This is a genomic window from Corynebacterium sp. NPDC060344 (assembly GCF_042725215.1).
In the GTDB taxonomy this organism is placed as follows: domain Bacteria; phylum Actinomycetota; class Actinomycetes; order Mycobacteriales; family Mycobacteriaceae; genus Corynebacterium.
In genome coordinates this window covers 68,917-86,710 of the sequence record NZ_JBHXCS010000006.1, presented here as the reverse complement: position 1 = coordinate 86,710, position 17,794 = coordinate 68,917, and the positions used below count along the sequence as shown (strand labels likewise).

Genomic DNA, 17,794 nt, shown 5'->3' with positions numbered 1-17,794 from the left:
CGACCCCCGAAAGTGTGTCGCCCGTCACGTTAGCGGCGATTAACTGTTAGCGTCGCGGCATGGACAACAGCAGCGTCGTCACGCAAGGAGCCCGGGCCACCCGCCCGCCGAAGGCCAATGCCCTCGGCGACCCCACGAAAGCCGACCGGATCGAGCAGATGGGGCTCGACCCGGCGACCGAGATCGACGCCTATTTCGAGCATCTCGGCCAGGCCGACCCCGAGGAGATGGGGCTGCCGGCCGGCGAGGTCGTTGAGCGGTACCGGCCGACCCTGCACACGTGGGGCCCGTGGGGTGCGTTCCAGCACGGCGCTCCCCCGGCGGCGATCCTGACCCACGCCCTGCAGCGCTGCCCCGGCCTGCCCGAGGGCATGCGCACCACGCGCGTGGCCGTCGATCTGCTCGGCGCGGTGCCGTACACCGAGATGCGCACGCGGACGTGGGTCAGCAGGCCGGGGCGGCAGATCCTCAAGGTCGAGGCGGAGTTGCTCGCCGAGGACCGCAACGGCAACTGGCGCGCCGTCGCATCGGCGGCGGCCTGGCGCATGGCCGTGCTGGAGACCAACGAGGTGGAGAAGTCGTTCGCCCGCCCCATCCCCGGCCCCGAGGAAGCCACCGAGGGCGGGCCGCTGTACGAGGACTGGGACTGCGGCTACATCGACTCCATCGACATCGTGAACATGCCCGACCCCGACGAGCCCGACGGCCACCACCGCATCCACTGGGTGCGCACCGACAAGCCGATCGTCGCCGGCGAGGCCACCGACGGCGTGGAGTACCTGATGAGCATGGTCGACGTCGCCAACGGCGTCGGCGCCTCGCTGGACCCTCGGAAGTGGATGTTCATGAACACCGACCTCGTCGTCCACCTGCACCGCGAGCCCGAGGGCGAGTGGATCGGCATCTCCGCCAAGGCCTCGATCGGGCCCGACGGGATCGGCATGACGGCGGCCTACCTCTACGACGTCCGCGGGCCGGTCGGGCGCTCGATGCAGACCTTGCTCGTCCGGCCGCAGGCGACGTAGCGGCGCGGTAACCTGAACCCCATGGCCCTCTCCGACATCGCGCGCAAAACCGAACGAATGATCAACCAGGTCGGGAGGCAGCGCAAGACAGCCAAGGGCTGGAAGCCCGCGGTCACCGGCTTTTCCGGCTACGGCTCCGTCGAGCGCGTCCACGTGCTCGGCCGCGTGCTCATGGAGGACCCCTACTCCGAGCCGGAGACGGACATCCAGCGCGGGTGGCGGCAGTTCATCACCACGCAGGTCGGCAATCATCCCGTGACGGTCCGCGCCGGCGACAAGGTCGTCCACTCCAAGACCGACGGCAACGGCTACATCGACGTCCTCGTCCTCGACCACGGCCTCGAGCCGGGGTGGAACGAGGTGACCATCGAGGCCAAGGACGCCGAGCCCGCCACCGCCCGCGTGCTCATCGTCGAGCCGGGCGCGCGCATCGGGCTGGTGTCCGACATCGACGACACCGTCATGGTCACGTGGCTGCCGCGCGCGGTGCTGGCCGCGTGGAACTCGTGGGTGCGCCACACCAACACCCGCAAGCCCGTGCCCGGCATGGCGGAGTTCTACCGCGAATTGCTGGCCGATCATCCGGGCGCCCCGGTCGTCTACCTGTCCACGGGCGCCTGGAACACGTTCGAGACGCTGGAGAACTTCATCGAGGTCAACGGGCTTCCCGACGGCCCGATGCTCCTCACCGATTGGGGCCCCACCCCGACGGGGATGTTCCGTTCGGGTCAAGAGCACAAGAAGGTGCAGCTGCGGAACCTGTTCATCGACTTCCCGGACATCAATTGGATCCTCGTCGGCGACGACGGCCAGCATGATCCGCTGATCTACGGCGATGCGGTGTTCGAGCATCCCGACCGCATTGCCGGCGTCGCCATCCGGCAGCTCTCCCCCGGCGAGCACGTCCTGTCGCACGGCACGATCTCGGCCCTGGAGGACATCGACACCGATGACCGCCACGGCGCGCCGGTCATCCAGGGCGCCGACGGCCACGAGCTCCTTCAGGAATTCCGCACCAAGCCGTTCCCGCAGGTGGCGGGAACGACCGAGCAGGACGAGCGGTAGAGGCACCGCCGACAACCCGCCGCCTACCCGCCTGCAACCCGGCGACCGAGGCCGCCGGCCGGCTACTCGTCGTCGAAGTCGCTGAGCCCTCCGCGCACCATCGCGACGCGGGCGGCGTTAGCTATGGCCACGATGTCGATGATCTCCTGCGCCACCGCGCCCATGATCGGCGTGAGCAGGCCGAACACGGCCAGGATCATGCCGATGATGGACAGTCCCATCCCGCCGATCACCGACTGCAGCGCGATCCGCCGCATGCGCGCGCCGATGTGGATGAGGTCGTCCAGGCGCTCCAGCGAGGAATCGAGCACCACGGCATCCGCCGCCTCGGCGGTGACGTCCGACGTCGCACCGAACGCCACGCCCGCCGACGCCGCCGTCATCGCCGGCGCATCGTTGATGCCGTCGCCGAGGAACAGCGTCGGCCCCTCCTTGGTCCGCTCGCGGACGATCTCCAGCTTGCCCTCGGGGCTCACGCCGCCGTGGACCTCGTCGATGCCGACCTTCTCCGCCAGCCGCCGGACCTCGGCCTCACGATCGCCGGAGATGATCATCATGTGCCGCACCCCGTGGTGCTTCGGCAAATGCCCGACGAACTCCGCGGCCGACGAACGGGGTTCGTCGCGGAATGTGATGGTCGCCGCGTAAGCGTCGTCAAGCAGGACCACCGACTCCATGCCGGCCGCGCGCTCGGGCAGGACCGCCGCCGACGCGGGGTCGATGGCCGCCAGCCCCGCGCGGTTGGTCAGGCGCAGCTCGCGGCCGCCGACGACGCCGACCAGGCCCTTGCCCGGGCGCTCCGAGACGGACTCGACGGCGGGCAGCGGCAGGTCGCGGTCCTCGGCATCGGCGACGATGGCGGTGGCCAGCGGATGCTTCGAGTACTTTTCGACGGCCGCCGCGGCAGCCATCACCGCGTCCCGGTCGAGCCCCGGCGCGGTCGCGACCTCCGTGACCACCGGCCGGCCGTAGGTCAAGGTGCCCGTCTTGTCGAACATGACCGTGCGCACCCGGCCGACGTCCTCGAGCATCGCCGGATTCTTGATGATGATCCCCCGCTTGGCCGACAGCGAGATCGCGCCGATGATGGCCACCGGCACACCGATGAGCAACGGGCACGGCGTCGCGATGACCACCACGGCCAAAAAGCGCGTCGGATCCCCCGAGATCGCCCAGCCCAGCACGCCCAGCACCAGCGCGACCAGCGTGTACCAGCCTCCCAGGCGATCGGCCATGCGGCGCATCGGCGGGCGGTTGTGCTCGGCCTCGCGCAGCACGCCGACGATCTTGGCGTAGCGCGAATCGCCGGCGGCCTTGTCCGCGCGCACCGTCAGCGCCGACTCGCCGTTGACCGCGCCGGAGATGACCGCCGAGCCCTTGGACTTGCGCACCACGTACGGCTCGCCGGTGAGGTAGGACTCGTCCATCGCGCCATCGCCGTCGACGACCTCGCCGTCGACCGGGCAGAGCTCATGCGGCAGGACCAGCAGCAGATCGCCGACCGCCGCATCGTCGGCGTGGATGTCGTCGACGCCATCGGCGATGGTCGCGCCGCGCAGGCGATGGGCGACCGACGGGCTGCGTTTGGCCAGTGCGTCGAGGGTGGCTGAGGCGCGTTTCGACGCCGCCTCCTCCAGCGCCTCGCCCCCGGAGAGCATGAGCACGATGATCGCCGCGACCAGCCATTCCCCCAGCAGCACCGCCGAGATGATGGACACCGCGGCGAGCATGTCCGCGCCGCCGCGGGCCGCGATGGCGCCCTTGATCACGTCGATGGTCAGCGGGATGCCGCCGACGACGACCATGGCCACCAGCGGCCAATCCGCCGCCCAGCCGTCGAGCCCGGCGGCCCAGGCGAGCACCAGGTGGATGGCGATGGCGGCCAGCGTCGCCAACGCCAGCGCGCCGTCGCGCGAGGACGCGAAACCCCGCAGCGCCTGCCCCGCCGTCGTCGACCCGGCGGGGGCGCCATCGGCCGGCGCCCGGGTGCCCACTTTTGTGCCCATGTCCCCAGTATTGCCCAGAAAACTGGTGTTGACCAGGAAGTATGGGCTACCAGCCAGGCGTGACCGGTGGCTTACCTAAGCGCCGCCCGGGCCGGTTCGCTCCTACACGTTGAAGTACTTCGCCTCCGGGTGGTACAGCACGAACGCGTCGGTGGACTGCTCGGGATGCAGCTGCAGTTCCTCGGACAGTTCGACGCCGATGCGCTCGGGCTGCAGCAGCTCGATCAGGCCGCGGCGCGACTCCAGGTCGGGGCACGAGCCGTAGCCGAAGGAGTACCGGGCGCCGCGGTACTTCAGGTCGAAGAAGTCGCGGGTGTCGTCGGAGTCGTCGCGGGCGGCGGTGGTGCCGTCGGAAAACGCCAGCTCCGAGCGGATGCGCTGGTGCCAGAACTCGGCCAGCGCCTCGGTGAGCTGCACGCCGATGCCGTGGACCTCGAGATAGTCGCGGTACTCGTTGGCGGCGTAGATCTCGTTGGCGAAGTCCGCGATCGGCTGGCCCATGGTCACCAGCTGGAACGGCATGACGTCGACCTGCCCGGCCTCGATGGCGCGCTCGCGGGAGCGGATAAAGTCCGGGATGGCCAGGAAACGGCCGCGCTGCTGGCGCGGGAACTCGAACGTGACCACCGGCTCGGCGGTCGGGTCCGGCTCCTCGCCGTCGACGGGCAGCGGCAGGATGTGCACCTTCTCCCCCTCGGACACCGCCGGGAAGTAGCCGTAGACCACGGCGGAGTGCTGGAGGATGTGGTCGGCGCGCAGGCGCTGCAGCCACGCGCGCAGCCGCGGCCGGCCCTCGGTTTCCACGAGCTCCTCGTACGTCGGCCCCTCGTCGCCGCGGGTGCCGCGCAGACCCCACTGCCCCATGAACAGCGCGCGCTCGTCGAGCGTGGTCAGGTACTCGTCCAGGGCCACGCCCTTGACGATGCGGGTGCCCCAGAACGGAGGCTTTGCGACGGGAACGTCCTCCGCGACATCCGAACGATCCGGCACGGCCACCGCCTCTTCGGCCGCCTTGGCGGCGCGCTCGGCGGCGATGCGCTGCGAGCGTTCGTGGCGCGCCTTGCGCTTGGCCTTGGCCTCTGCGGCGGCGATGGCCTCCGGGGAATCCGGGGCCGGGCCGGTGCCGCGCTTGATGGCCATGATCTCGTCCATCAGGCGCAGGCCCTCGAAGGCGTCGCGGGCGTAGTGGACGTCGCCCTGGTAGATCTCGTCGAGGTCGTTTTCCACGTAGGTGCGGGTCAGCGCCGCGCCGCCCAGCAGGACGGGGAAACGCTCGGCGACGCCGGAGGAGTTGAGCTCCTCCAGGTTGTCCTTCATGACCACCGTCGACTTCACCAACAGGCCGGACATGCCGATGACGTCGGCCTCCGCCTCCTGGGCCGCCGACAGGAAGTTGGCGATCGGCTGCTTGATGCCGATGTTGACCACGTTGTAGCCGTTGTTCGACAGGATGATCTCGACCAGGTTCTTGCCGATGTCATGGACGTCGCCCTTGACCGTGCCGATGACCATCGTGCCCTTCGACCCGGTGGAATCCTCGGCGTCCATGAAGCTCTCCAGGTACGCCACGGCCGTCTTCATCGTCTCCGCCGACTGCAGCACGAACGGCAGCTGCATCTGGCCCGAGCCGAACAGCTCGCCGACGGTCTGCATGCCGCGCAGCAGATCCTCGTTGACGATCGCCAGCGGGTCCTTCTCCTTCATGCCCTCGTCGAGGTCGGCCTCGATGCCGGTGCGCTCGCCGTCGATGATGCGCTGCGCCAAACGGTCGAACAGCGGCATCGCCGCGAGCTTCTCGGCGCGGGCGTCCTTGGCGTCGGCGGCGGACACGCCGTCGAAAAGCTCCATGAACACCTGCAGCGGATCGTAGGCGCCCTCCGGATCATCCTCGCCGCGGCGGCGGTCGTAGACCATGTCCAGCGCGACCTCGCGCTGGCGCTCGTCGATGCGGTTCATGGGCAGGATCTTCGAGCTGTGCGCGATCGCCGAATCCAGGCCAGCCTCGATGCACTCGTTGAGGAACACCGAATTGAGCACCTGGCGCGCGGCCGGGTTGAGGCCGAAGGAAATGTTGGACAGGCCCAGCGTCGTGTGGACTTCCGGGTGGCGCTTCTTCAGCTCGCGGATGGCCTCGATGGTCTCGATGCCGTCGCGGCGGGTCTCCTCCTGGCCCGTGGAAATGGGGAACGTCAGGCAGTCAACGATGATGTCCTGCTCGCGCAGGCCCCACGTGCCCGTGATGTCGGAGATCAGGCGCTCGGCGATCTCGACCTTCTTCTCCCGCGTGCGGGCCTGGCCCTCCTCGTCGATGGCCAGCGCCACGACGGTCGCGCCGTGCTCGACGGCCAGCTCCATGATGCGGTGGTAGCGAGACTCCGGGCCATCGCCGTCCTCGAAGTTCACCGAGTTCAGCGCGCTGCGGCCGCCCAGGTGCTCCAGGCCCACGCGCAGGACGTCGGGCTCGGTGGAGTCGAGCATGACCGGCAGCGTCACCGACGTGGCGACCTGCGCGGCCAGCGTCGCCATGTCCTCGCGGCCGTCGCGGCCGACGTAGTCGACGCACAGGTCGATCATGTGCGCGCCGTCGGTGACCTGGCCGCGGGCGATGTTCAGGCACTTCTCCCAGTCCGCGGCGAGCATGGCCTCGCGGAACGCCCTCGAGCCGTTGGCGTTGGTGCGCTCGCCGACCATGGTGATGCCCGTGTCCTGAGTCAGCGGCATGGTCGAGTACAGCGAGGCGACGTCGTCGGTGCGGTTCGGGTCGCGCTCGGCGCGCTCCGCCGGGCCGCGGCCGTCCCAGTCGCCCGTGCCGGCGATGGCGTCGCGCACGGCCGAGATGTGCTCCGGCGTCGTGCCGCAGCAGCCGCCGACCATGGACAGGCCGTAGTCCTCGACGAACCCGCGCAGCGCGGTGGCCAGGTCGGGGGCGGTCAGCGGGTACGTTGCGCCGTTCTTGCCCAGCACGGGCAGGCCGGCGTTGGGCATGACGGACACCGGGATGCGGGAGTTCTTGGACAGGTAGCGCAGGTGCTCGCTCATCTCGTCCGGGCCGGTGGCGCAGTTGAGGCCGATCATGTCGATGCCCAGCGGCTCCAGCGCGGTCAGTGCCGCGCCGATCTCCGAGCCCATCAGCATGGTGCCGGTGGTCTCGACGGTGACGTGGACGATGATCGGGATGCGCCGGCCCAGCTGCCGCATGGCCTCCTTGACGCCGTTGACCGCGGCGCGGGTCTGCAGCAGGTCCTGGCAGGTCTCGATGAGGAAGCAGTCCGCGCCGCCGTCGAGCATGCCCAGGCCGCATTCGACGTAGGCGTCGCGCAGGCTGGCGTAGGGCGCGTGGCCCAGCGACGGCAGCTTCGTGCCGGGGCCGATGGAGCCGGCGACGAATCGCGGCATGCCGTCGCGGCCGGGGCCCATCTCGTCGGCGACGCGGCGGGCGATGGCGGTGCCCTTTTCCGCGAGCTCGCGGATGCGGTCCTCGATGTCGTAGTCGGCGAGGTTGGGCAGGTTGCAGCCGAAGGTGTTGGTCTCGACCATGTCCGCGCCGGCCTCGAAATAGCGCCGGTGGATGGTCTCGAGGATGTCGGGCCGCGTCTCGTTGAGGATCTCGTTGCAGCCCTCGAGGCCGAGGAAGTCGGCGTCGACGTCGAGATCGAACTCCTGCAGCTGCGTGCCCATCGCGCCGTCGCCGATGAGGACGCGCTCGCGCAGCGCGGTGAGGAACGGGGAATCCACGTGATCGACCATGAGTAGACACCTTAGTCTGTTCTGCACGCCGCACCCGTGTCGGGTCGCCCGCATGCTTGACGACGAACCGCTTCCCCGCAGTCCGTCGTCAAGCCATCCCCGGCCGGGAAGTGTCCGCCGGGAGCTAGAAGTCGCGCTCCGGGAGGTCGTCGTGCTCCTCGTCGAGGCCCGCGGCGTGGGCGGCGCGCATGAGCAGGGGCACCAGGGTGGCGCGTTCCTCGTCCTCGATGACCGCGCCGTCGTGGGCGTCGTTGATGGCGTTGAGGTTGGCCGTGACGTGGTCGACCGCGGCGAGGAGGGCGTCCTGCGGCGCGGGCTCGCCGGCGGTGGTGTTGGTGGTGGCGGTGTTGTTGCCGGCGGTGGAAGCGAGCGCGTCGAGGGCGTCGAAGTAGCGCTCCACTGCGTCGCGGACTTCGGTGGCGGCGGCGGAATCGAAGGGCTCGAACCAGTTTTCGCGGTCCGCCTCCGTGAGGTAGGAACCGGTGGCGTAGGACTCCAGGTCGCCGATGAACTCGTCGAGCTCCGGCTGGAACGTGTCGCGGATCATGCGCCAATCATGCCCGCGCGGCCGGAATCTCGCCGGGGTGGGCGTGCGGCGGGGTGGGGTGCGGGGGCATTCGTCGGCGGCCAGCGCTGGCTCCGGCCCCGTCCCGCCGTCTCCCCCGTCTCTCCCGCCCCACCAGTAACGGGCGGCCGCCGATGCCCGTGGTGAGTGGCACTAACTGCCGACGCTTCCGGGATTTCGTTGCACGACAACGCCGAAGCGTCGGCAGTTAGTTACGTTCACGTCGCGATATCAGCGCCGGACCATGATTCGGCCCCTGCTTTCGCTTGACGACGGGACGACGCATGCGCCGAGACGTCGTAAAGCTGCCCGAAGCGGTCTCGAAGCGCGGCGCTGGATGCTCGTCCCAGTCCCGGAGCGCGGGGCTGGACGCTCGTCTCGGTCCAGGAGCCGGGCGCTGGATGTCCGACCCGGTCCCGGAGTGCGGCGCTGGATGGCCGGCCCGGATCCGGTGGGAGGCGTTAGACGACGGATGCAGCCACAGGCCGCATGAACGTCGGTAAAAGCCCAGGATGGAAAATCGTGTGGCTGCGCTCGTCGGATAACTTCGCGAGGCCGGGTGCCACTGCGCCCCCGATCACCACTGGGTGGTGCCAGTGGGGCGCAAGTGACGCGGGGTCGGCTAAAGCTTGACGCCCAACAGTGCATCGAGGGCCGCCGCGACCTCCGCGCCGGCGCCCGAGAACTTGAGGCCGACAGCGTCGGTGCTGGTGGTGCTCGAGTCGGCGGCGGTGCTGGAGTGGTCGGCGAGGACGGCATCGGCCCAGACGTCGACGGCGGCCAGCGCGCGCGGGGTGTCCAGATCATCGGACAACGCCTCGCGAACCGCCGTGATCACGGTGGCCGAGGTGGCATCGGTGGCGGAAGCTGCGGCGGCGGCTCGGCGCCAGCGGGCCAGGCGGGCCTCGGCGTCGGCGAGGACCTCATCCGACCAATCGCGGTCCGAGCGGTAATGGCCGGCGAACACGCCCAACCGGATCGCCGACGGATCGGTGCCCGCCGCGACCAGCTTGGAGACGAAGACGAGGTTGCCCAGGGACTTGGACATCTTCACGCCGTCCAGCGCGATCATCCCGGAATGGACGTAGTGCTTCGCCATCCGCGGATGCCCGGTCGCGGCCTCGGCGTGGGCCGCGGAAAACTCGTGGTGCGGGAACGCCAGATCGGACCCGCCGCCCTGGATGTCGAAACCGACGCCCAACCGGTTGACCGCAATCGCCGAGCACTCGATGTGCCAGCCCGGCCGACCCCGGCCAAACGGCGCGTCCCACGCCGGCTCGCCCTCACGCTCGGCCCGCCACAGCAGCGCATCCATCGGGTCGCGCTTGCCCGGCCGCTCCGGATCCCCGCCGCGCTCGGCGAAAAACTCCGCCATGGTCGCCTCGTCGTAGTTCGACTCGTAGCCGAACGCCGCCGTGGCGGTGCGGTCGAAGTAGATGTCGGGGAAGTCGTCGTCAAGCTGGTACGCCGCACCCGACGCCAACAGCGAGCCCACCATCTCGACGACTTCGCCGACGCTCTCGATCGCCCCGACGTAATCGCGCGGCGGAATGACCGACAGGTTCTTCATGTCGTCGCGGAACAGGTCGATCTGCGAGGTGCCCAACTCGCGCCAATCCACCCCGTCGCGCTCGGCGCGCTCGAACAGCGGATCGTCGACGTCGGTGATGTTCTGGACGTAATGGACCTCATGGCCGTTGTCCAGCAGCACGCGGTACACCAGGTCGAACGTCAGGTACGTGGCCGCATGCCCCAGGTGCGTCGCGTCGTACGGCGTGATGCCGCAGACGTACATGCCGGCCACCGGACCCGGGGACACCGGCTTGGCCACGGCGTCCGCGGTGTCGTGCAGGGTCAGCGGAACGGCGGCGCCCGCGACGGAGGGAACGGCAGGGATGGGCCACGAATGCATGCCGGAAACCTTACATCGGCTGCATGACGCCGATGCCCAGCAGGACCATCACCAAGATGCCCACCGGGATGCGGTACGCCGCGAACCAGGCGAAGGAGTGGTTGGCCACGAACTTCAGCAGCCACGCGATGGCGGCGTAGCCGACGACGAACGCCACCAGGGTGCCCACCAGCAGCTGCGCCCCCGAGGCGGCCTGGCCGGCGGCGGGGTCGAAGGCGTCGGGCAGCGAGAACAGGCCCGACGCGAGCACGGCGGGGATGGCCAGCAGGAAGCTGAAGCGGGTGGCAACCTCGCGGTCGAGGTTGAGGAACAGGCCCGCGGAGATCGTGCCGCCGGAGCGCGACACGCCCGGGATCAGCGCCAGGCACTGCGCGAAGCCCATGATGATCGCGTCGCGCATGGTCAGCTCGTCGAACGACCGGTCGCGCCGGGAGAACCGCTCGGCGGCGATGAACACGAAGGAGAACAGCACCAGCACGGTGGCGGTGATCCACAGGTTGCGCAGGCCCTCGCGGATGAGGTCCTTGCCGAAGAACCCGATGATCGCGATCGGCAGCGTGCCCACGATGACCATCCAGCCCATGCGGTAGTCGAAGTCGCGGGCGTCCTTGTTGAACAGCCCGCGGATCCACGCGGTGAGGATGCGCCAGATGTCCTTGGCGAAGAACACCAGCACGGCGGCCTCGGTGCCCAGCTGGATCACGGCGGTGAACGACGCGCCGGCGTCGGCGCCCCAGAACAGTTCGGAGACGATGCGCAGGTGCCCCGACGAGCTGACGGGCAGGAACTCGGTGAGGCCCTGGACGATCGACAGGATGATGGTCTGGGCCCACGTCATGTCCGTCGAGCCGGCGGCGGTGCCGGCTGCGTCGGCGCCGGCCGCGAGAATCATGGGGGAAGGAGTCACGGCGGACAGGCTACTCCCCCGTTGCCCGGATCGGGGCAATGCCGCTTTACGACGCCCACGTGCCCCCGTCCGGCCTGCGGGGGTCGGGCGCGCCCGGGACGTAGGGTGGTGGGGTGCGACGACGACTTCTTGGAGGCAGCGGCCTGAGGGTGTCCGCCCTGGGCCTGGGCACCGCGACGTGGGGTGCGGGGACCGACCGCGATGAGGCGGCGAAGATCCTCGGCGACTTCGTCGATGCCGGGGGCACGTTGGTCGATGCCACGCCGGTGACGGGGTCGGGGTCGCCGGAGGACATGCTGGGGTCGGTGCTGCGGCGCCGGGGCCTGCGCGGCGATGTGGTGCTGTCGGCGGCCTCCGGCGTCGATCCGGGGCAGCCTGTGGGGCGTCGGGTGGATTGTTCGCGCCGGGCGCTGCAGGCGGATTTGGATGCGCTGCTGGCGCGGCTCAACGTCGACCACGTGGACATCTGGTCGGCGGGCTACTGGGATGCGTCGACGCCGCCGGAGGAGGTCGCCGATGCCATGGAGTTCGCGGTGCGCTCCGGCCGCGTCCGCTATGCCGGCGTGCGCGGCTACACCGGCTGGCAGCTGGCGGTGACGCATTCGGCGGCGGGCCGGATCCGCCCGGTCGTCGCCCAGCACGAGTTCAGCCTGCTGCAGCGCGGCCCCGAGCAGGAGCTGCTGCCCGCCGCCGAGCACCTGGGCGTGGGCTTCATCGCCGGGGCGCCGCTGGCGCAGGGCGTGCTCACCGGCAAGTACCGCGACGCGATCCCGGAGGATTCCCGCGGCGCCTCCGAGCACGCCGACGCCGAGGTGCAGGACTACCTCGATCCCCACGGCGTCACCGTCGTCGGCGCCTTGTGCACCGCCGCCGAGGGCCTGGGCGTGTCGCCCCCGGCCGCCGCGCTGGCGTGGACCCGGGATCGGCCGGGCGTGACGTCGGTGCTCATGGGCGCGCGCACCCGGGGGCAACTGCGCGAACTGCTCGCCGCCGACGAGCTGGTGCTGCCCGGCGCCATCTGCGACGCGCTCGACGACGTTTCTTTGTAGGCGCGTCGCCGCCCACGCATCGCGGCGGCGGAAACCCCGGGTGGTACCGTCGACAAGCGTGAGCAGCAACTCCCGCATTCGCATGTCCGCCGCCATCGCCGGTATCGCCGCCCTCGCATTTCCGCTTGCGGCGTGCGGCTCCGACGCCGAGGGCGAGGTGACCGCGGGCATGGGCAATGCGACGCCGCTGCCGGCCGCGGGCGCGCCTTCGGGGGATGGGAACGAAGGGGTTGCCGGCGACGTCGTCAAGCTGCCGAAGAACGTCACGGGGGCGCTGGCCGTCGGCGACCGGATCCTGCTGCGCGCGGGTGCCGAGGTCCTGTCCGGCACCCCGGATGATCCCGCGATGAAGGTCAACGAGGTCGACGAGGCCTGCGGCGATCTCGCGCCGGGCGCCAACGTGGCGGTCCTGCCCTGCCCCGACGGAATCCACGTGCTGGCCCGGGATGGGTCGGCGACCGCCGTCATCGGGCGCGGCACCGCGTACTCCGCGGCGGTCGGGCTTGCCGACGGCCGCATCGTCGGCCACAGGAGCGATTCCGACCGGGTCGACGTGTTCGGGGCGGACGGCGAGCACGCCGACGACTTCGCCGTGTCGCGCACCGGTTCGCAGCTGCTGTCCGTGCCGTCGGACCGCGAGTCGGCGGTGCTCATCGAGATCAACCGCGCCGAGACCTCGCTGCACGAAATCATCCTCGACGAATCCCGCCCGGGCTCGGGCCTGCGCGCCGGCATCGGCGTCGGCCCCGCCGCGGTGGGCGCCGACGGTACGGTGGCCGCCGTCGACGTCAAGGGCGGCCAGCTGCTGGTCTACACCGCCGACGACATCGTGCGCCTGCACAACTCCACCCCGGTGCCCGAGGGGCCCTGGGCCGTCGCCGTCGACTCCGACCGCGGCCTGGTGTGGGTGACCTCCACCGTCGACGGCGTGCTGACGGCCTACGACATCTCCGAGGGCACCGCCCTCAAGGCGGCGCAGCTGCCGACGATCGCCGACGCCCAGGCGCTGGTCATCACCGACGACGGCGGACTGGTGGCGTACTCCGCTTCCGGGGCGGGGGCGCAGCACGTTACCGCCGGGGACGTCGCAAAGGCCCTCGAAGAGGGCAAGGCCGACCTCGACGCCGAGCGCGCGCTGATGGAGCCCCGCGAACCCAAGGACCGCCTGCCCGCGGGCGACGGCGACGGCGAGTAACCTTCCCGCTGACGCCAGTTGACCGAGGGCCCGAGGAGCATCCGTGTCTCATCCCATCCGCACCGCCGCGTACCAGGCTTCCCTGAAGGCGATGTTCCAGCTCCCGCCGGAGCGCATCCACGTGATCATGAACGACTGGCTCGCCCGCCTGCAGCGCGCCCCGAAGGTGCGGCGGGCGATGGCGCGGCTGCTCGTCGTCGATGACCCGGTGCTGCGGCAGACCGTGTTCGGCGTCGACTTCCCGCGGCCGCTGGGGTTGGCGGCGGGGTTCGACAAGGCCGCGACGGCCGCCGACTGCTGGTCGGACATCGGTTTCGGATACGCCGAGCTGGGCACGGTCACCGCGCAGGCGCAGCCCGGCAATCCGACGCCGCGGCTGTTCCGGCTGAAGGAGGATCGGGCGATTCTCAATCGGATGGGCTTCAACAATCCCGGCGCCGGCGTGGTGGCGGGGAACCTGCGCGATCGCCGCGGCGAGGGCGTCATCGGCGTGAACCTGGGCAAGACCAAGGTCGTGCCGCTGGACGGCGCCGTCGACGATTACCGCGAGTCCGCCCGCGCGCTGGGTGATCTGGCCGATTACGTGGTGGTCAACGTGTCGTCGCCCAACACTCCCGGCCTGCGCGACCTGCAGGCGGTGGAGACCCTGCGACCGATTCTCGCGGCCGTGCAGGAGGAGACGTCGTCGCCGGTGCTGGTGAAAATCGCCCCGGATTTGTCCGACGACGACGTCCTCGCCGTCGCCGACCTCGCCGTCGAGCTGGGATTGGCGGGCATCGTGGCCACCAACACCACCATTTCGCGGGAGGGCTTGAAGACCCCGTCGTCCGTCGTCGCGAAGATGGGCGCCGGCGGCGTGTCCGGTGCGCCGGTGGCGGCGCGGGCGCTGGAGGTGCTGCGGTTGCTGCACGGGCACGTCGGCGGGAAGTTGACGCTGATCAGCGTTGGCGGCATCGAGACGCCCGAGCAGGCGTGGGAGCGGATCACCGCCGGTGCGACGCTGCTGCAGGGTTACACGCCGTTGATCTACGGCGGCCCGGATTGGATCCGCGACATCCACGTCGGGTTGGCCGCTCAGGTTCGCCGCCATGGTCTCGGCTCCATCGCCGATGCCGTCGGTTCCGGCCTGCCCTGGCGCGAGTCCTCGGCCACCTGACCCCTGCCGCTCCGGCACTGCCCCGCACTCCCCGGCCGCTCCGCTTCCACTCCTGCGATCCGGCTCCTGTCTGGGCTTTGCGACGGTCATGCGCAGGCCGAGGCGTCGCAAAGTACTACCACCGCTCCGCAAAACCGCAGGTCGCGGTTTTCGGGGCGCTCAGAATGTGCACTTTGCGACGCCCGCCCCTCCTCCGCGGCCCCCTGCACCGCCCAACTCTTTCGCCACCTGGCCGCGCCGTCCTGCACTGCCCTGCCATCCACGCCGAGCGTCACTGATCCCACACCACGGGGTCTAAACCACGGGTTCGCCGGTGACCCCGTGGTGTGGGGCCCATTTTCGAGTGACCCCGAGTTATGGACCCCGTGGTTTGGCGCGGGCGCCGACGAAATGAGGGCGCCGTGGCCGCTTCGTCGCTCTCGTGCGGCGGCTGGTGGTGCGGCAACCTTGGTTCTGCGGGTGCGATCCGGCTGCTGTCGGGCTTTGCGACGGTCATGCGCAGGCCGAGGCGTCGCAAAGTACTACCACCGCTCCGCAAAACCGCAGGTCGCGATTTTCGGGGCGCTCAGAATGTGCACTTTGCGACGCCCGCCAACCACGAGAGGTCCCGCAACACACCACAATGCCCGGCGGCGGCGTCGCAACGAATGCGGACACCGCCACCGGGCGCTGGAAATGAGGGTCGGGCGCTGGCCGGGCTCTGCAGGGGCGCTGCCGGAACTGACCGGGGGCGACCGGAGCCAGCCGAGCGGGTGCTACTCCCCCGTGTTCTCCCACCAGGGCGTGATGATCGCCCGCCCAATCGAATGGAAGTACAGGTTGAAGCCCAGCACGGTCGGGGTGGCGTCCTCGGGGACGTCGAGCTTCTCCACGTCGACCGCGTGCACCGCGTACATGTAGCGGTGCGGCGCGTGGTTCGGCGGCGGCGCGGCACCGTAGTGGGCGCGCCCGCCGGAGTCGTTGCTCAGCTGGATCGTGCCCTCGGGCAGATCGGAGGCGTCCTCGGAGCTGGCGCCCTGCTTCAGGCCATCGACGTCGGCGGGGATGTTGAACGCCGCCCAGTGCCAGAAGCCGGCGGCCGTCGGCGCATCCGGGTCGAAGCAGGTCACGGCGATGGACTTGGTGCCTTCCGGAAGCCCGGACCAGTTCAGCTCCGGCGACACCGACTCGGGCGCGCGGAACTTCTCGTCGATCGGCTGACCATCGGCGATGTCCGGGGACGTCAGCTCGAAGCTCGGCAGGTCCTTCAGCGGGGCGTAGGGATCGGGGCCCGGGAAATTCGTCGGTGTGCTCATGCCATCCAGTGTGCCGAAAGCCCGGGGAGCATGCCACGGGCGTGGGCGTCGCAAAGCAAATCGCAACCGTGGGATTCGCGCCCCACCAGCGGATTTGGCGGCCCCAGGGCCGTGGGGTAAATTATCGGGAGTCAGCGCGGGAGACCGTGCGAGCACCACCTAGTCCGGGTGGCGGAATGGCAGACGCGCTAGCTTGAGGTGCTAGTGTCCTATTAACGGACGTGGGGGTTCAAGTCCCCCTCCGGACACCAGAGCAAGACAATGAAGCGGGCCCCGACCGAGATGGTCGGGGCCCGCTTCGTCGTGCGGTGGGTCGCTTGCTTGACGACGCCGTGGCGCCGCGCCCAGCTTGTCGCCCGCCCCCTACACCAGCGCCGACGTCAGGCGGAAGACGCTGTCGAGGTACCGCTGGCCCCAGGAGCGCTGGTCCCACTGCTCGGGCGTCAGCACGGTCGACTTTTCGCGGTATTCGCCGGCGATCTCGATCAGCCGCGGCACGATCGAGCCATTGGTGGCGATCATGGAGATCTCGTAGTTGAGGCCGAAGGACCGCATGTCCATGTTCGACGACCCGAACACGGCGATCTCGTCGTCGACGACCATGAACTTGGCGTGCAGGATCAGCGGTGCCGGGTAGCGGTAGATGATCACCCCGGCGTCGAGCAGCGCCTGGTAGTACGACTGCTGGGCGTGGCCGACCATGAATTGGTCGCATTTTTCGTTGACGTAGAGCTCCACCCGCACGCCCGAGTAGGCCGCCGACGTGATGGCCACGAGCATCGACTCATCGGGCACGAAGTACGGGCTGACCACGATCAACCGCTTCGACGCCGCGTAGATCATGTCGTTGAACACGCGGAGGTTGGGCATCGTCGTATAGCCCGGCCCGGAGGGCAACACCTGCACCAGGTTCCCGCGATCGGACGAGCTGTACGGGGCGCGCTCCATGATGGGCTGCTCCTCCGGCGGGGCGAACTCCTCGCTGGTCCAGTCGATGGCGAAGACGGTGTCCAGGTGCAGCGCGACCTCGCCGGAGACCTCGATCATGGTGTCCACCCACTGGCGGCCCATGCGGTGGTTCTTCTTGCGCTGGTATTCGGGCTCGATCATGTTCAGCGACCCCATGAACGCGACCTGGCCGTCGATGGTGATGATCTTGCGGTGGTTGCGCAGGTCGAGCCTGCGGAAGGTGAGCTTGACGACGCTGACCGGCAGCATCGGGTGCCACGGGATCCCGGAGCGCTCGAGGCGCTTCTTCAGCTTCCAGTAGCCGGGGTACTTGTAGGACCCGATGGGGTCGATGAGCACCTTCACCGCCACTCCCCGATCGTTCGCGCGCTCCAGCGCCCGCACGAACCGTTCGGTGACGGGGTCGAGGGCGAATATGTACATCTGCACGTGCACCGTGCGCCGCGCGCCGTCGATGACCTCCACCATCCGGTCGATGGTGGCCTCGTAGTCGGTGTGGATGCCGTGGTCGACGGCGGTGACCGACGGGATGCCGGTGAGGTTGCGCGACAGCCGGATGGTGGTCGCCGAACTGTCGCCGAGCTCGATGTACGACGGCACATCCGGCCGGTCCTTCGTGCGCTCGAGGATCAGCTCGTTGGCGGCCGCCTGGATGCGGTTTCGCCGCCCGGTGATGGTCTGCGACCCGAGCAGCAGGAACAGCGGCAGGCCGATGACGGGCAGCAGCATGATCGCCAGCAGCCAGGCCGTCGACGACGACGGGCTGCGGTTTTCGGGGATGACGCCGATGGCGATGAACTTGATCGCGTAATCCACGATGAGGATCGAGGCCTGCCACCACGTGATGTCGGTGAAGAAGTTCATCAGCCAATCCATGCCCGAAGTCTACGTGTGCCGCCGGAT

At 69.7% G+C, this 17,794-nt stretch carries 12 protein-coding genes and 1 tRNA gene; 6 read left to right on the top strand and 7 right to left on the bottom strand.

Annotated elements, in window-relative coordinates; all coding sequences use genetic code 11:
* Positions 1 to 59: 59 nt before the first annotated feature.
* Together ACFWGD_RS08695 and ACFWGD_RS08690 are read left to right on the top strand one after the other, a co-directional pair.
* The gene (locus tag ACFWGD_RS08695; protein WP_377778262.1) at positions 60 to 1,025 is read left to right on the top strand and encodes a thioesterase family protein; all 966 of its coding nucleotides are present in this window, start codon (positions 60 to 62) and stop codon (positions 1,023 to 1,025) included.
* Positions 1,026 to 1,046: 21 nt separating this feature from the next.
* The gene (locus ACFWGD_RS08690; protein WP_377778261.1) at positions 1,047 to 2,090 is read left to right on the top strand and encodes an App1 family protein; all 1,044 of its coding nucleotides are present in this window, start codon (positions 1,047 to 1,049) and stop codon (positions 2,088 to 2,090) included.
* A gap of 62 nt (positions 2,091 to 2,152) precedes the next feature.
* Here the strand turns inward: ACFWGD_RS08690 and ACFWGD_RS08685 are convergent, their stop codons facing one another.
* The 5 genes from ACFWGD_RS08685 to ACFWGD_RS08665 form a co-directional block, all read right to left on the bottom strand.
* Positions 2,153 to 4,096, bottom strand: coding sequence for a heavy metal translocating P-type ATPase (locus tag ACFWGD_RS08685; RefSeq protein ID WP_377778260.1), 1,944 nt, complete (start codon positions 4,094 to 4,096; stop codon positions 2,153 to 2,155).
* A gap of 102 nt (positions 4,097 to 4,198) precedes the next feature.
* Entirely contained in the window at positions 4,199 to 7,843 is a 3,645-nt protein-coding gene (gene metH, locus ACFWGD_RS08680) for a methionine synthase (RefSeq protein ID WP_377778259.1), read from the bottom strand.
* Between the two features lie 124 nt (positions 7,844 to 7,967).
* The gene (locus ACFWGD_RS08675; RefSeq protein WP_377778258.1) at positions 7,968 to 8,390 is read right to left on the bottom strand and encodes a hypothetical protein; all 423 of its coding nucleotides are present in this window, start codon (positions 8,388 to 8,390) and stop codon (positions 7,968 to 7,970) included.
* 640 nt (positions 8,391 to 9,030) lie between these two features.
* Entirely contained in the window at positions 9,031 to 10,320 is a 1,290-nt protein-coding gene (gene mshC / locus ACFWGD_RS08670; RefSeq protein ID WP_377778257.1) for a cysteine--1-D-myo-inosityl 2-amino-2-deoxy-alpha-D-glucopyranoside ligase, read from the bottom strand.
* A gap of 10 nt (positions 10,321 to 10,330) precedes the next feature.
* Positions 10,331 to 11,212 (bottom strand): undecaprenyl-diphosphate phosphatase, encoded by an 882-nt coding sequence (locus ACFWGD_RS08665; protein ID WP_377778360.1) that lies wholly within the window; start codon positions 11,210 to 11,212, stop codon positions 10,331 to 10,333.
* Between the two features lie 128 nt (positions 11,213 to 11,340).
* Here ACFWGD_RS08665 and ACFWGD_RS08660 point away from each other — a divergent pair, with 128 nt between their 5' ends.
* From ACFWGD_RS08660 to ACFWGD_RS08650, 3 genes are read left to right on the top strand one after another with little or no spacing between them, the layout of a single operon-like run.
* A complete protein-coding gene (locus ACFWGD_RS08660; RefSeq protein ID WP_377778256.1) occupies positions 11,341 to 12,276 on the top strand; it encodes an aldo/keto reductase in 936 nt (311 codons plus the stop codon).
* A gap of 58 nt (positions 12,277 to 12,334) precedes the next feature.
* A complete protein-coding gene (locus ACFWGD_RS08655) occupies positions 12,335 to 13,471 on the top strand; it encodes a hypothetical protein (protein WP_377778255.1) in 1,137 nt (378 codons plus the stop codon).
* Between the two features lie 43 nt (positions 13,472 to 13,514).
* Positions 13,515 to 14,627 (top strand): quinone-dependent dihydroorotate dehydrogenase, encoded by a 1,113-nt coding sequence (locus ACFWGD_RS08650; protein ID WP_377778254.1) that lies wholly within the window; start codon positions 13,515 to 13,517, stop codon positions 14,625 to 14,627.
* A gap of 755 nt (positions 14,628 to 15,382) precedes the next feature.
* On the opposite strand, the gene ACFWGD_RS08645 is transcribed toward ACFWGD_RS08650, so the two are convergent.
* Positions 15,383 to 15,922 (bottom strand): YbhB/YbcL family Raf kinase inhibitor-like protein, encoded by a 540-nt coding sequence (locus ACFWGD_RS08645; RefSeq protein WP_377778253.1) that lies wholly within the window; start codon positions 15,920 to 15,922, stop codon positions 15,383 to 15,385.
* A gap of 162 nt (positions 15,923 to 16,084) precedes the next feature.
* Here ACFWGD_RS08645 and ACFWGD_RS08640 point away from each other — a divergent pair.
* Positions 16,085 to 16,173: transfer RNA gene (locus ACFWGD_RS08640), tRNA-Leu, on the top strand.
* A 112-nt stretch (positions 16,174 to 16,285) separates the two neighbouring features.
* On the opposite strand, the gene cls is transcribed toward ACFWGD_RS08640, so the two are convergent.
* Positions 16,286 to 17,755, bottom strand: a complete 1,470-nt coding sequence (cls, locus tag ACFWGD_RS08635) for a cardiolipin synthase (RefSeq protein WP_377778359.1) — start codon at positions 17,753 to 17,755, stop codon at positions 16,286 to 16,288.
* Positions 17,756 to 17,794 lie beyond the last annotated feature (39 nt).

What these genes read in the sequence shown, in the direction of transcription:
- cls (WP_377778359.1), bottom strand. Translation starts at nt 17,755, where the DNA reads ATGAACTTCTTCACCGACATCACGTGGTGGCAGGCCTCGATCCTCATC.
- ACFWGD_RS08695 (WP_377778262.1), top strand. Translation starts at nt 60, where the DNA reads ATGGACAACAGCAGCGTCGTCACGCAAGGAGCCCGGGCCACCCGCCCG.
- ACFWGD_RS08645 (WP_377778253.1), bottom strand. Translation starts at nt 15,922, where the DNA reads ATGAGCACACCGACGAATTTCCCGGGCCCCGATCCCTACGCCCCGCTG.
- ACFWGD_RS08675 (WP_377778258.1), bottom strand. Translation starts at nt 8,390, where the DNA reads ATGATCCGCGACACGTTCCAGCCGGAGCTCGACGAGTTCATCGGCGAC.
- ACFWGD_RS08665 (WP_377778360.1), bottom strand. Translation starts at nt 11,212, where the DNA reads ATGATTCTCGCGGCCGGCGCCGACGCAGCCGGCACCGCCGCCGGCTCG.
- mshC (WP_377778257.1), bottom strand. Translation starts at nt 10,320, where the DNA reads ATGCATTCGTGGCCCATCCCTGCCGTTCCCTCCGTCGCGGGCGCCGCC.
- metH (WP_377778259.1), bottom strand. Translation starts at nt 7,843, where the DNA reads ATGGTCGATCACGTGGATTCCCCGTTCCTCACCGCGCTGCGCGAGCGC.
- ACFWGD_RS08685 (WP_377778260.1), bottom strand. Translation starts at nt 4,096, where the DNA reads ATGGGCACAAAAGTGGGCACCCGGGCGCCGGCCGATGGCGCCCCCGCC.
- ACFWGD_RS08690 (WP_377778261.1), top strand. Translation starts at nt 1,047, where the DNA reads ATGGCCCTCTCCGACATCGCGCGCAAAACCGAACGAATGATCAACCAG.